General features: G+C 40.2%; 12 protein-coding genes and 3 pseudogenes. 1 reads left to right on the top strand and 14 read right to left on the bottom strand.

What is annotated here, in order from left to right; translation table 11 throughout:
• Nucleotides 1-177: 177 nt before the first annotated feature.
• From RCG23_RS20185 to RCG23_RS20120, 14 genes and pseudogenes are all read right to left on the bottom strand, one after another.
• Nucleotides 178-1,952: pseudogene (locus tag RCG23_RS20185) on the bottom strand (ATP-binding protein).
• Complete coding sequence (locus RCG23_RS20180; RefSeq protein ID WP_308177108.1) at nt 1,949-2,665, bottom strand: response regulator transcription factor; 717 nt, start codon at nt 2,663-2,665, stop codon at nt 1,949-1,951. Before RCG23_RS20180 ends, RCG23_RS20185 begins: the two are co-directional and overlap by 4 nt.
• 205 nt (nt 2,666-2,870) lie before the next feature.
• Nucleotides 2,871-4,058 carry a c-type cytochrome biogenesis protein CcsB gene (ccsB, locus tag RCG23_RS20175; protein WP_308177107.1) on the bottom strand — a complete coding sequence of 396 codons (1,188 nt, stop codon included), beginning with the start codon at nt 4,056-4,058 and terminating at the stop codon, nt 2,871-2,873.
• Nucleotides 4,059-5,701, bottom strand: a pseudogene (locus RCG23_RS20170) (cytochrome c biogenesis protein ResB). It abuts the gene before it with no gap.
• Between the two features lie 19 nt (nt 5,702-5,720).
• Nucleotides 5,721-6,245, bottom strand: a complete 525-nt coding sequence (gene resA, locus RCG23_RS20165) for a thiol-disulfide oxidoreductase ResA (protein ID WP_308177106.1) — start codon at nt 6,243-6,245, stop codon at nt 5,721-5,723.
• A gap of 95 nt (nt 6,246-6,340) precedes the next feature.
• Nucleotides 6,341-7,078 carry a 23S rRNA pseudouridine(2605) synthase RluB gene (rluB, locus tag RCG23_RS20160; RefSeq protein ID WP_308177105.1) on the bottom strand — a complete coding sequence of 246 codons (738 nt, stop codon included), beginning with the start codon at nt 7,076-7,078 and terminating at the stop codon, nt 6,341-6,343.
• 177 nt (nt 7,079-7,255) lie between these two features.
• Nucleotides 7,256-7,783, bottom strand: coding sequence for a spore maturation protein (locus RCG23_RS20155; RefSeq protein WP_308177104.1), 528 nt, complete (start codon nt 7,781-7,783; stop codon nt 7,256-7,258).
• 6 nt (nt 7,784-7,789) lie between these two features.
• Nucleotides 7,790-8,377: a nucleoside recognition domain-containing protein gene (locus RCG23_RS20150; RefSeq protein ID WP_308177103.1), complete on the bottom strand. Its 588-nt coding sequence runs from the start codon at nt 8,375-8,377 to the stop codon at nt 7,790-7,792.
• Nucleotides 8,370-9,530: a D-alanyl-D-alanine carboxypeptidase family protein gene (locus RCG23_RS20145; protein WP_308177102.1), complete on the bottom strand. Its 1,161-nt coding sequence runs from the start codon at nt 9,528-9,530 to the stop codon at nt 8,370-8,372. The genes RCG23_RS20150 and RCG23_RS20145 overlap by 8 nt, the downstream gene beginning before the upstream one ends.
• 136 nt (nt 9,531-9,666) lie before the next feature.
• Nucleotides 9,667-10,557, bottom strand: a complete 891-nt coding sequence (locus RCG23_RS20140; protein ID WP_308177101.1) for a superoxide dismutase — start codon at nt 10,555-10,557, stop codon at nt 9,667-9,669.
• Between the two features lie 617 nt (nt 10,558-11,174).
• On the bottom strand, nt 11,175-11,663 hold the full coding sequence (locus RCG23_RS20135) for a DUF3907 family protein (protein WP_308177100.1): 489 nt from the start codon (nt 11,661-11,663) through the stop codon (nt 11,175-11,177).
• 30 nt (nt 11,664-11,693) lie between these two features.
• Nucleotides 11,694-12,113: a hypothetical protein gene (locus tag RCG23_RS20130; RefSeq protein ID WP_308177099.1), complete on the bottom strand. Its 420-nt coding sequence runs from the start codon at nt 12,111-12,113 to the stop codon at nt 11,694-11,696.
• Between the two features lie 73 nt (nt 12,114-12,186).
• Nucleotides 12,187-12,773, bottom strand: a pseudogene (scpB, locus tag RCG23_RS20125) (SMC-Scp complex subunit ScpB).
• Between the two features lie 4 nt (nt 12,774-12,777).
• Nucleotides 12,778-13,530 carry a segregation/condensation protein A gene (locus RCG23_RS20120; RefSeq protein WP_308177098.1) on the bottom strand — a complete coding sequence of 251 codons (753 nt, stop codon included), beginning with the start codon at nt 13,528-13,530 and terminating at the stop codon, nt 12,778-12,780.
• 271 nt (nt 13,531-13,801) lie between these two features.
• Between RCG23_RS20120 and RCG23_RS20115 the strand changes: the two genes are divergently transcribed.
• Nucleotides 13,802-13,894 (top strand): YjcZ family sporulation protein, encoded by a 93-nt coding sequence (locus RCG23_RS20115; protein ID WP_308177097.1) that lies wholly within the window; start codon nt 13,802-13,804, stop codon nt 13,892-13,894.
• Nucleotides 13,895-13,954: the final 60 nt, after the last annotated feature.

Raw genomic sequence — 13,954 nt, 5'->3', positions numbered from 1 at the left:
TAAAAAGTTACATCTCTAAATATAGACTGTTTATACAAAAAAAGGAAGGGATTATTTGGTAAAAACAGAGCGTAAAAAGACCCATCTTTTTAAGAGATGGGTCCTTATCAAGCAGGCATATATTTCGGAATGTTTCCCGTGAATCAAGAACAATCGGCATAAAGCCTGTTATTTTTCTTATTTTCGAGGTAAAAAGAAGGAAAATGTCGTTCCCTGGTCCTCTTTGCTCTGAACAGATATATGGCCTCGATGCGCATCTATAATGTTTTTAGCAATTGCAATGCACCTGTGCCACCTGCTTTTCCTCTTGTGCGTGCCTTGTCAGCCTTATAGAATCTTTCAAAAACAAATGGCAGGTCTTCGACAGGTATTCCTAAGCCAGAATCCTTTACTTCCACACCGATCCCTTTTTCCTCTGGATGGACCGAGACAGATACTTCTCCATTTTTTGGGGTATGTCGGATGGCATTATCAATCAGATTCGTTAGAACTTGTTCAATTCTGTCGGGATCGAAGGAAAAACGGAGATCCTCACTGCTTATGTTTGTCGTCAGGTTAATGTCATTGTCCTTTGCGAGTCCTTGGAACTTACGGATGATCCTAGTGATATAGGTGGAAATGTTCACTTCATCAATAGTCAGCTGAATATGCCCGGCTTCCATACGCGCCAAATCCAAAAGTTCATTTACAAGGCGGCCCATTCTTAATGATTCATCATAAATAACTCTTGCCATTTCTTTTTTCTCTTCATCTGTACCGGCAATATCATCTATAATCGCTTCACTATATCCTTGCAGCATTGAAATCGGTGTTCGCAGCTCGTGAGAAACATTTGCAATAAAGTCTTTTCTTAACTTATCCAGCTGCCGTTCTTCAGTCATATCTCTGACAACTGCAACTGCTCCACGAATAAACGTATTGCTGTAAAGCGGACTGACAATTATGACCCAATACCGCCCCTGAAGAGAAATTTCACCGATTTGTTCCTTCTCCGTGTCTACCGCTTGTTGGAAAAGTGCCATCACCTGCGAAGGTACTGCTTCATTATTTGTTATATTGCTGTCTTTATCGTAATACCAATGCTGGAGAAAACGATCCGCAGGCGGATTGGTAATCAGGATTGTACCATCCCTGTTAAACGTAATAACACCGTCCGCCATGCTGCTTAATATGCTCGCTAACTGTTCTTTCTCCTGGCTGAGGGCATTTATGTTAAATTTCAGCTGTCTGCCCATCTGATTAAAGGCTGTCGCCAGTTCGCCAATTTCATCACGAGTTAGAATAGGGACCTTCGTATCGAATTTTCCTCTTGCAACCTCAAAAGCAGCTTCCCTCATTTTTCTTAGGGGTGCGGTAATTCTTGTAGATAAAAAGAAGGCGAAAATGGTTGTTAATACAATCGCTACTCCGGCGACAAGGATAATAAACTTGGTCGTTGAACTGGTTGTTTCTTTAATGACCTCTAGAGATTGATAAATAAAAACGGCACCATTTTTTCCACCCGCCTGATGAAGTGGAACACCGATTATGGAGTAAACAGCACCGCTATTTTTACCCTTATCAAGAGATAGGGAAGAAACCTTCTCAACTTGTTTCTTCCCATTAAACACCTTGGATAACTCCGGATCCCTCTTAATATCGGCAAGCGTCAGCTTCTTGGCCTTTTCAGTATTGGGAGAGTAATAAATTTCATGATCATTTTTAATGATTACTACCTTAGTCACATCATCAATAACTTCCCAAGAAATTTCCAGACCAATTGGATCATTTTTATGCTGCTCCAAAACATTCGCAATTTTCTCTGCGGTCTCAGTGAGTGCTTTCTTGGTAACATCTATATTGTGACTTTCAAAAAACTCAAGCAACAATACCGTTAAAATAAACAGTATAAATGAAACGAGCAAAAGAATGGTAAACCATAGTTTACCTACAACACTTCTTAAAAAAATCATTCATTCACAACCTCGAACTTGTACCCCACACCCCAAACTGTTACGATCATTCTTGCTGCTTCTTCTGAAACCTTATTTAGCTTTTCTCGAAGCCTTTTAACATGGGTATCAACTGTACGGAGGTCACCAAAAAATTCATAATGCCACACTTCTTTCAGAAGTGCTTCACGATCAAATACTTTATCCGGTGATTTTGCTAAGAAATATAGAAGTTCATACTCTTTGGGAGTTAAACTGACCTCTTTGCCATCTGCAGTTACCCTGTGAGCATCGTTATCAATCGTTAAATGCGGAAACACAATGACATCCTTCGTTGTTGTATCCGTTTGTAAATAACTTGTTTGTGAGGATCTACGTAAAAGTGCTTTCACTCGAAGAACCACTTCACGTGGGCTGAATGGTTTTACAATATAATCATCTGTCCCTACTTCAAAGCCTTGGACACGGTTAATTTCTTCACCTTTTGCAGTCAGCATAATGACAGGGGTAGCTTTTTTCTCCCTAAGTTCACGGCAAACTTCAATCCCGTCTTTTCCAGGCATCATGAGGTCCAGAAGAATAACATCATAGTCATTTGCTAATGCTTTAACAAGAGCTTCGTTTCCATCTTCTGCTTCGTCAATGGTGTACTCTTCTCGCTCTAGGTACATTTTTAATAAGCGGCGGATTCTCTCTTCATCATCAACTACTAAAATCTTAACGTTTTTATCCATCAATATTCCCCCTCATGCAGATATTTTACAAAATGGACTGTCAATTTACCATGCTTTTCATGTGAATAAACTTAATAATTATTTAAAGGTTCACCATTTGTCTACAATTTAGTTTTGTAAACAGCAGCAAACCTTATTATCTCTCGCAATTTTTTAAAAAGCCTCCACTTTTAAAAAGTGAAGGCTATTAATAATCAGGATAAAATTAAGACCCTGCATATGAATGTAATCCCGCAATAACGAGATTTACCGCAACTAGGTTAAACATGATGATAGCAAAACCGATAACAGCCAGCCATGCTGACTTTTCACCATGCCAGCCTTTTGATAGGCGAAGATGCAAAAATGCCGCGTAAAACAGCCAGGTGATTAATGCCCAAACCTCTTTTGGATCCCATCCCCAGAATCTGGTCCAGGCCACCTGCGCCCAAATCATCGCGAATATCAAGGCTCCCAATGTAAAAACCGGAAAACCAATAAGGACGGATCGATAACTGATCTCATCCACGAGATCTAGATTGATATTTTTAACAAAAGGCCTAAGTGATGCTGCCACCCGTTTTCTCAAAATCAATCTGAACAATGAATAAAGCAAAAGCCCTGCACCGACCGACCATATAACGGTATTGAGTTTCTTTGCATTAACCATTGCTGGAGTTTCAAAAACAGGTTCAAACTTACCTTTAGTTGTTAATTCCCATTGATGCGGACCTGCAATCGCTGGCATCGTATATTCCACTGTTGCCGCGTTTTTACCTTTATCAACCCAATTAAATGTTTCGTGATATCCAGCAAGGGAGAAAGCGCTTGATACGAAAATAAACCCTAGTGTCGTAATCAAGCAAAACATGACGATTTCAAGCCAAAAGGTTCGTTTGCTGGCTTTGGATTGATCGATTGTCTTTACAAGGTAGATAAGCCCCGCTGCAAAACTTACTGCAAGAATAGCTTCTCCGATAGCAGCAGTTGTAACATGAATGTAAAGCCAATAGCTTTTCAATGATGGTATCAAAGGTGTAATATCCCTTGGGAACATGCTTGCATATGCAATGACTAAGACTGCAACAGGCATCGTGAACAGCCCAAGCAATGGTGTTCTGTAAATAAAGTAAATGATAAGAAATGCACCTACAAGTGCCATTCCAAAAAAGGTTGTAAATTCGAATAAGTTACTTACAGGTGCATGCCCTGATGCAATCCACCTGATTACAAAAAATGAAAGCTGTGAAATAAATCCGATAATCGTTATAAAGACCGCTATTTTTCCCCATTTATTCGTGCCTTTTTTCTCAATTTCACCCTTTTTGGACTTAATTGCCCCTCCAAAAAATAGGGTAGCAATTAAATATAGAATAAAGGCGATTAAAAGCAAATTACTGCTAAGTGATACCAATTATGACCCCTCCTTCTCCGTTCCGTTATGTTCATTTTGAAGCTTGTCAGCTGGCTCATTCAGATTTGTATCTGCTAACACGCCTTCAATTTCCCTTTTTAATCCGTGCCAGTTTTTATTTGTATGGCCTGCAATCCACACATCCCCATTTTTACGCTGTATCCATATTCTGCGATGATTCCAATAAGCACCCTGAACAACGCCAATCATAAAAATGATTCCGCCAAGTATGATTGCCCATAAAGTGGAATCCTTGCGGACAGTGAGACCGGATACATTATTCGTCTTGACACCTCTGAATTTCATCTTGTACTTATTGTCCCCGAATGGTTCAATGGTTTGCTTTATCGCAACAAAGCTTGTCTCCCCTTTTGGCTTATCAGGGGTTTTCATACGAAATACGAAAGCAGGGTTATTAGGAAGCCTGGTCTTGGTTGTAGGCTCACCATCTTTTCCAAACTCAAAGTCAGGGAAATAACTGAGCAGTTCAACAGAGTACCCATGTCCTAAATCATATTTCTGCTCTGGATTATAAAGATTAATGGTCAGGTCACCATAAGGCTTTTCTGTATTTTTGTCGATCAATGAAAAGCTCATGGAATTCAGCTCATTTAGTTTATAATCCACCTGGTAAACAGAAAAACCTTCAAATTCTAATGGTTCGTTTACACGAATTTTATAGTCTTTTACTTTTTTTAGCTTAGGCTTTTCCCCTGCCAATGTATTGCCTTCCTTTTTATAGAGGATTACGTTTGACTGATAGTTCTTGGGAATTTTGCCTGCTCTGTCGATCGCATTTTCAAACACTTTGCTATCTTTATCTTTATCATAGATTTGTAGAATGAATTTATTATTGGTCAAATAATACTTGCCATCAGTTTCGGGTACGACCTTTGTTTCGCCTTCCCGAATCCAGAGTACTTTATCAATATACATACCGGGTATAAATCTCATCATGGCCCAAGGAGGAAAATAATCAAACCCACATGGTTAACGTATGGACCCCAGCGGGAGAACCGGTTTTTTTCAGCTAAAATGTCACCGTTATCTTCCCTGACTTTGTAACGTTTAGCCTTCAAACGTTCCTTCAATAATGGCATCAAATCTTCCGTATTGGTGTTTTCGGTCACCCCGAAAACTCGCTGGCGTTTCAAAAACCCTTCATGCCTTGTTACATTCTGCGCCTTTAGTGCCCTATATAAAGGTATGACTCTGTCAAGGCTGCAGATAACGAGCGAAACACCGATTGAAGCGATCAGGATCAAATACCACCAGGAGCTGAACAGATTATGAAAACCAAGCTCGTAATAAATTTTTCCTACCCATCCATATTGATCCTGATAGTATTCATCTGCCTGCATTTGTGGAGGAATATACATTTCCTGAGGAAGGATTGTACCCACTGCGGAAGCAATTAGCGTCACGACGATGAGCCATACCCCCACTTTTACTGAGGAAAAGAAGTTCCAAATTTTATCGATAATTGTCTTGTTGTACGTTATGGAACGGCGGGCACTGCCTTCATACCGCATATCCAGCAGTTCATTTTCATTCTCTTTTTCATCCAGTACTTTTCCGCATGCTTCACACAAAACGGTGCCATGAGGATTTACATGCCCGCATTCGCATTTAACATCGTTCATTATAAAAACTCCCTATGCATTATGGTTTGATAAGCTCCATAAGATCTTTTGCCATGTCTTCTGTAAGCTGGCCAGTATGGTATTTCACTACATATCCATTTTTGTCGATTAAAAAAGTCGCCGGCAGTGGGTCAATTCCATATTCAGTCATGACCTGCTCGTCTTTATCGATCATGATCGGAAAATCAAGCTTGTGCCGCTCTGCAAATTTCGTAACCGCAAGATTGGATTCTTTTATATCCACTGCAAGAACCTCGACACCCTTATCTTTAAATTGGTGATATTGGTTATTAATGAATGGCATTTCAGTTTCACAAGGCTTACACCATGTTCCCCAGAAGTTCAAAAATACACCTTTACCTTTATAATCTGAAAGGCGGTGCTTTACCCCATTCATATCGGTAAGAACAAAATCTGGAGCTTTTTCCCCTACCGCTACCTTCATTTGATCATCTTTTGTATAATTTGCATAAAGTGTATAGGCAACGGCAGCCCCTAAAATCAATAAAATAATGCTTCTTACATATAAACGCCGTTTTTTCAAGAAAATACCCCCCAGGCTCCCATCATTAGTTGGTCTAAATTATAACATTTGCCACTATATCGATAGTGTTTACGCTAAAAGAATTTGTGAACTTTTTATGAATTCTTATGAAGAGACTCATTTGCTGCTGCCCGGAGCTGCTTCACTTCGTGATGTGTCAGTTCACGGATTTCCCCTGTTCTTAATCCCGCTAGTGTCAGAAATGAATAACGTTCCCTTTTTAGTTTCAAGACCGGGAAGCCAATCGCTTCAAACATTCTTCTGACTTGGCGATTCCGACCTTCATGAATCGTAATTTCAATAATAGCTGTTTGCTTTCTTTTATCCGCTGAAAGAAGGTTAACCTTTGCGGGAGCAGTCTTGCCATCTTCAAGCTTGATTCCCTTTTCCAGCTTACGGAGATCTTCCTTGGCTGGAATTCCCTCTGTTTTCACTACATACACTTTGTCAATTTGATTTCTTGGATGCATTAGAAGATTGGCGAATTCCCCGTCATTTGTAAGAAGCAATAAGCCTGAAGTATCATAGTCCAGCCTTCCTACAGGATAAATCCTTTCCTTCAGTAGAGGGAAAAAGTCGGTCACTACTTTCCTGCCTTTGTCATCCTTAACACTTGAAATGACTCCACGCGGTTTATACATCAGGAAATATACAGGATTTTCCTTTTCGATTGGAATCTCGTCCACTTCCACTTTATCAGATGCTGTTACTTTTGTTCCAAGCTCCGTAACAACCTTTCCATTCACCTTTACATGTCCCTCTTTAATTAATTCTTCCGCTTTGCGGCGGGAAGCAATCCCTGCCCTTGCGATAACCTTTTGCAATCTTTCCATCTATGTTTCACTCCAAACTTTATACTACTAAAAGTAAGCCTATTAATTCTATCCTACTGAATTATGACACATGTTTGTCGAATTTCAAAGTAACGGTTATTTTTTCATAAAAAAAAACCGAATGCTAAGGCAAAACTGCCAAGACAGACGGAATTTACTCGGATATCATTATTTTGTTCAAAAGAAAAATGCTACCACAAAAATTGCCGCTGCAATCCCCACGACATCGGCAAGCAAACCAACCTTCAAGGCATCACCCATCTTCTTAATCCCAACAGCGCCGAAATAGACTGTTAAAACATAAAAAGTGGTATCAGTACTACCTTGCAAAACTGAAGCGAGCCTGCCAAGAAAAGAATCTGGTCCATGGACCGCTATCAGGTCAGCAGTCATTCCAAGTGCAGCCGTTCCTGAAATCGGCCTAATTATCGCAAGTGGAACGATTTCCGCCGGGATGCCTATATCTTTCAGGGCTGGGCGAATAAAATCTGTCAGCCACTCAAGTGCACCAGATGCCCTGAATACCGAAATGGCTACCAGCATGCCCACTAAAAATGGGATGATAGAAATGGCAATCTTGATTCCTTCTTTTCCGCCCTCTACAAAGCTTTCATACGTTTGAACCCCTTTAAAGGTTCCATATAAAAGTATAAAACCGATTAAAACAGGAATGAACCACAGAGAAATTAGCGAAAGTGCCTCCAAAATTTTTCACCCTTTACGGCTTCTTCGAAAATAAAAATATCGATCGATTAAAATTCCTCCGATTGCTGAAATCAAGGTTGCAATCAGCGTTGGCACCACAATTTCAGTTGGCGATGCAGAGTGATAGGTCATTCTGATGGCTATAACAGTAGTGGGAATCAGGGTAATACTGGACGTATTAATTGCGAGAAAGGTTACCATTGACCTGCTGGCATAATCCTTTCCGCCATTCAGCTCTTTTAATTGTTCCATCGCTTTAATCCCTAAGGGTGTGGCTGCATTTCCCAGTCCAAACATATTGGCAATCATGTTTGATAAAATGTATCCCATTGCCGGATGATTTGGGGGCACATCCGGAAAAAGCCGCTTGACCAGAGGTCGAAATAGTCTGGACAATCTTTCAAGAAGTCCAGATTCTTCAGCTATTTTCATCATTCCAAGCCAGAAAACGAGAATGCTGATCAAACCGATGCACAGTGTGACAGCATCTCCCGCTCCGCTGAAAATTGCTTTATTAACTTTATCCATTGTTCCGTTCACCATCGCAAATATGACTCCAAAGATCGTCATAAACACCCAAACATAATTAACCATTAGTTTTCACGCCCATAAAGAATAGGAATATCTGTGAAAAGTAATCCCGAAGGCTTTTTTCCTTTTTTTCCTTTTTTCCCTTGATTCCGCCTTGATAATAGACAGGTGTCTGTTTGATCTGCTTTCCGTCAAAATATACAATAGCTTTTCCAACAATCTCCGGCTCCCGGCTACCTTCGTTGCTGCGATTAAATGATTTTGCAATTTTATATTCTACCTTAAATAACTTCATCTCTTCCGTAGTTGCCGGATAAACGATTGAATTTTTCAAGAACAACATTCCTTTTTTATAAGGACCCTTGATATTCTCAATCTTTCCTTTCGAAAGGACTTCTGCCATATCAAATTCCTTAAAGCCGTCCTCATACATTGAAATATGGTCGTTCCAGTCATCAGGACCATTCAGTGTAACGGCAATCAGTTTCATATCTCCCTTTGCAGCAGTTGTAACAAGGGTTCTTTTTGCTCTTTTGGTATATCCTGTTTTTCCCCCTGTACAATATTTATATTTAGTTAGCAGCCTATTCTTATTTTTCCAAACCCTGTCCCATTGTTCAGAAGGATTTGGTGCCCGATGAATTTTGGTCGATGAAATCTTTTTAAACTCCTTATTCATCATGGCATACCGGGTAAGAAGGGCCATATCATAAGCTGTCGAATAGTGGTTCTCATGGTCATCCAGTCCATGTGGATTGGAAAAATGGGTATTTTCCATTCCTATTTCCCTTGCCTTTAGGTTCATTAAAAATGCAAAACCATCCACGCTCCCGCCCACATATTCGGCAATAGCAACGGCAGCGTCATTGCCGGATCTTAACATTAAACCGTAGACCAGATCCTTGAGTTTTATTTTTTCTCCAGCTTTTAAGTAAATTGAAGAACCTTCTGCTTTCGTTGCTTTGTTACTAACCTTCACATACTCATCCATTTTACCTGATTCAATGGCGAGGATCGCTGTCATGATTTTTGTTATGCTCGCAATCCTGCTTATTTTGTGAGCATCTTTCTCATACAGGACTCTTCCAGTCTTCTGTTCCATTAAAATAGCGCTTTTAGCACTTACAGAAGCTGCGGCATCCACAGTATAAGGAAAATTAGCAATAAAAAGCGAGACAATGAGGGCAATAATGCCTGGTTTCCAGATCCTTACCATTTGATAACCTCGTCTCCTTATATGGTTTGTACAAGTTTATGCAAAACAGGGACTGATATGACTAAAACCCAGCCAACGGAGAAATTGGCTGGGTTTAGAATGGAAAAGCGAATTTCTTTTTTCCAAAAATTCATTCTTAATATGCAGGCCATTTTAGTTGACGGGCTTCCTCAAAGCGTTTCTCTACATCCTCCCAATTGACAAGCTTCCACCAATTTTCGATATATTGGGCCCGGTTATTTTTGTACTGCAAATAGTAGGCATGCTCCCAGACATCAAGGACAAGCAGCGGTATGGTATCCCATTGGGTTAGCTCATTATGTTTTTCTGATTGCAGTACCTCCAGATGCCTCGATCTTGGTGACCATACAAGGAGTGCCCATCCGGACCCTTCTACCTGCTTGGCAGCTTCAGAGAAGTGTTTTTGAAAAGCATCAAAGCTTCCAAAATAATTTTCAATACTCGCCAGAAGTGCTCCTTTCGGTTTCCCACCGCCACCAGGCTTCATATTATTCCAAAAAATAGTGTGCAGGTAATGACCGGACCCGTGGAAAGAAAGCTCCTTGGACCAATATTTAACCAGTGAGAAATCATTCACCTCTCTGGCTTTTTTAAGATTTATCTCTGCCTTGTTTAACCCATCTACATATGATTGATGATGTTTGTCATGGTGCAAAAGCATGATTTCTTCTGAAATTAAGGGCTCTAATGCTTTATAAGAGTATGGAAGCTTAGGAAGCTTGTGCCCCCCCGAGGGAACAACCGTTTCATTTATCCATATCGTCCCATATTCTTGTTTTCTTTTAAAATAGGATTCCATCTCATCATGAATTGTTTCGGCTTCCATTTGTAAATCAAGCAGCTCTTTATTTGATAGTGTGTCTGAAACTCCTTCAATGACTCCAGTAAACCGTTCAAGTTTTTCCCACAGTTCTAAGTCAGCACTCATATCTTCATTATCAAGAAATTCTTTCATCTGCTCATTCCACACAAATAATTCATTTACATATCGACGAAATCGATCCATTTTGTTCCTCCCATATATCACGGCTTCGTGATATTGTATGAACTGTCAATGGCAGTGTTCACGTGTATTTGTTTATCTGATGGGTATGAGGTCTTAAAAAAAGGCTGTTTTCGTATACTTTGTTGCTATATAAAGAGTAGTTGATTTTCACTCCAGGATGCTCGCTTTCCGCGGGGCGGGCGGTGAGCCTCCTCGGCGCACAGCGCGTGTGGGGTCTCGCCTGTCCCGCTGCACCCGCAGGACGTTGAATCAGCTTCCTAGAATCAACACCGTACGAAGGAAATGCGAGAGCATTTTCGAGGAGCTCGCACCTTCCGCTCCAATCAACTTCTATTTCAACGATTTGCTTTTAAAAACCTATATAAAAACAACAATCTTTTAGAAAACAGCCTAGGAACAAAAGGCGCAAGCGCCCTAGTTAGCCCCGACAGGCATAAGACGAATCACGCAGGAAATCCTGATTTCTAGAGTGATTTGGCTTATGACCCCGAGGGGCTGGGCGCTGGAGCTAGATTAATACAACTTGTAGAAGTTATTCACATCATTTAATTTTATAATTTCCTAGACGATAAAAAAAGCGGCATCGAAGAGTTTGCCTCTTCAATGCCGCCTTTTTCTTATTTTGACTGGATCATTTTAGTCCGATAATCTGTTTCATAGAATTCAAGTTCTTCTCGTAAACGCTGAAATTCGCCTTCAAGCCCCTTTAATAATTTCCCAAGTAATTCTGGAACTGGTTTATAAAATTTTATTGAGTTTTTTCCTGTGTAGGCTGACCGGCTATCCTCATACCAAGCATCATTTTTGGGTGAAAAGAACTCTTCAATGCATTGATGAAAAATGCGGTAAAGTGTTTTTTCGGCTGCTGCTTTTTGAAACGGCTCGCTGTTTAGGATAATAGTGCAAGACTCGCTAGTCTCTTCACTATATACAAGCAGCTTTCGTAAATTGGAAAGGATGCGCTTATAGTATTCCTCATCCTCTTCATAGCCTTTTGCCAGATGTGACAATGTTGTTTCATTAAGAAATTCTTCCAGATGTGTAATTGTCTGTCCCAAAAAATTTTTAACATCTTGCAATTGCGATTCAACTAATGTATTTCCCACTTTTTTTACCTCCGGATGGTTAATTTGCCTTCAGACTGGCTGAACAATAAAATCAAGCGGTGAACGGAGCTCATAACCATTTTTTTGTGCAAGTGAACGGAAAATCTCCGGAAGTTTTTCGAAATCAATTCCCTGAAAATACGCAGCAAATTCTTGTTTGGAACTAATATAAAGGCGTTTCCGATGACGAAGTCCAGGATTTTTCAGAAGGCAGACAAGTGCCACAATATCCTTAAAAGCAACTTCCTTGCCCCCTTCATTGAAGAGCGGATCTTGTCCATAAGGAGTCAGTTCCTGAAAGGCTTCGTCAAAATATCGCACATATAAAACATGCAGCGTTTTTTCTACCCCGTCTTCTGTAAAAGTAATTTCGCTTCTGTTAAAGAAATCCTCGGAAGTATTTGATTTTTCTTTAACTAGTTCATAACCTTGGCATTCCTTGATTAACAAAGACTATTCCCCCTTGTCATATCCTTAAAGTACTTCCTATTTTATCATACATGGAACGGGAATGTTTTGAAAATTATGAGTTAATGGTTTCCTGGAACTTTTCGAAAAATAGGTCCGCTTCTTCCTGGATAAAATCCTCTTCTACCTTATCAGGGAGCGGTGGAAGTTCCTCAATGCTCTTTAAGCCAAAATAGTCGAGAAATTCCTTCGTTGTGCCGTATAAATAGGCACCGCCGACCCCTCTGCTCTGCCTGCTTCTTTTATTAATGCTTTTGACATTAGAGTGTGAAGCGGCCTTTCCGTTTTGACGCCGCGGATTTCTTCTATTTCCACTCGGGTAATCGGCTGCCTGTAGGCAATAATCGCCAATGTTTCTAAAGCTGCCTGGGAAAGTGTCGTATTTCCCGGTGAATCTACTAGCTTTTTTAAGTAAGGGGCATTTTCTTTTTTCGTAGCAAGCTGGTAGGTTCCTGCAAGCTGCACGATAACGATTCCCCGGTCATTATTTTGCTCCAGTTCATCCTTAACATCTTCGATAATGCCTTTTGCGGCTTCGGGTTCGACTTCCAAAACTTCGGCAATCTGCTTTAACGAAAGTCCTTCATCCCCTGCGGCAAACAAAAGACTTTCTATAATGCTTTTCCAGTTTATGATGTCCATTGGTTTATGCTCCTTCCACGATCGCTTCAACAAATATCTCAGCGAAGTTCCCCTGCTGTTCAACATCAATTTCTTTTCTTTTTATTAATTCCAAAATGGCCAGAAAAGTTACAACGATATGCTCACGGTCGGGGTATGGAAACAGCTCGTTAAAGCTCCGTCTCCCCTTGATCATTTTTAACTCTGAAATTATCTCTGTCATTCTTTTTTCGATGGAAACTTCCTGTCTGGCAATTTTTGTGGCCATTGGTCTCTGCAGTTTTTTTCTGCGCAATAGTTTCTGAAAAGCGCCAAGCATATCGTAGAGGGATATATTCATTTCCACCCTTTCCGGCTGTATGTCTTTTGCAAAATCGGATAGGTCACTTGGGGGCTTCGTATACATTAGGCTCCGTTCTTCTTCAAGAGATTTCAGGTCATGGGCAGCCTCTTTGTATTTTTTGTATTCAATAAGCCGTTCAACTAGCTCGTCCCGCGGGTCTTCTTCAAACTGGATTTCTTCGGCATCTTCATCAAATGATTCCTCATGCTTAGGGAGCAGCATTTTGCTTTTTATAGCCAGCAGGGTTGCTGCCATAACAAGATATTCACTGGCTATGTCCAGTTTCAATTCCTTCATGGTATGTATATACATCAAGTATTGACCGGTAATATCCGCAACCGGTATATCGTATATGTCAATTTCAAGTCGATTTATCAAATGGAGTAGTAAATCGAGTGGCCTTTCAAAGGCATCAATCTTCACATTGTATTGCATTATATCTCACCAATTTTTCTGCACAAATTCGTCTTTTGCTGTTGACTGTTTTCACATAAATGAAAAGAGCCTTGTTGTTCGACTATTAATAGTATAGAGGATTCATATAGCTTATCCAATAGAAAATTCAACCTTCAGTAAGAAAGCGGAACTATTCTACAGTCTTATTTTGTTATTATCCGCAACCATGGCATCTGCCTATAACACAATGTATACCTCCTACATATGATGGAAGGGAAAAGAGTCCAAAATTATTAAGGAGGAATTTAATATGTCTGATGGAAGATGCGGATTTGGTTCAGGTTTTGCTTTAATCGTAGTTCTTTTCATTTTACTAATAATTGTAGGTGCATCCTGGTTTTAAGAATGTATCCGGTTCAGCCCGCCAGCTTTAGTGGCGGGTTTTTTCTGTTCCGTGACTCGA

This window comes from Neobacillus sp. PS3-34, from assembly GCF_030915465.1.
Lineage (GTDB): Bacteria > Bacillota > Bacilli > Bacillales > Cytobacillaceae > Neobacillus_A.
This window is presented reverse-complemented; position numbering and strand designations above follow the sequence as displayed.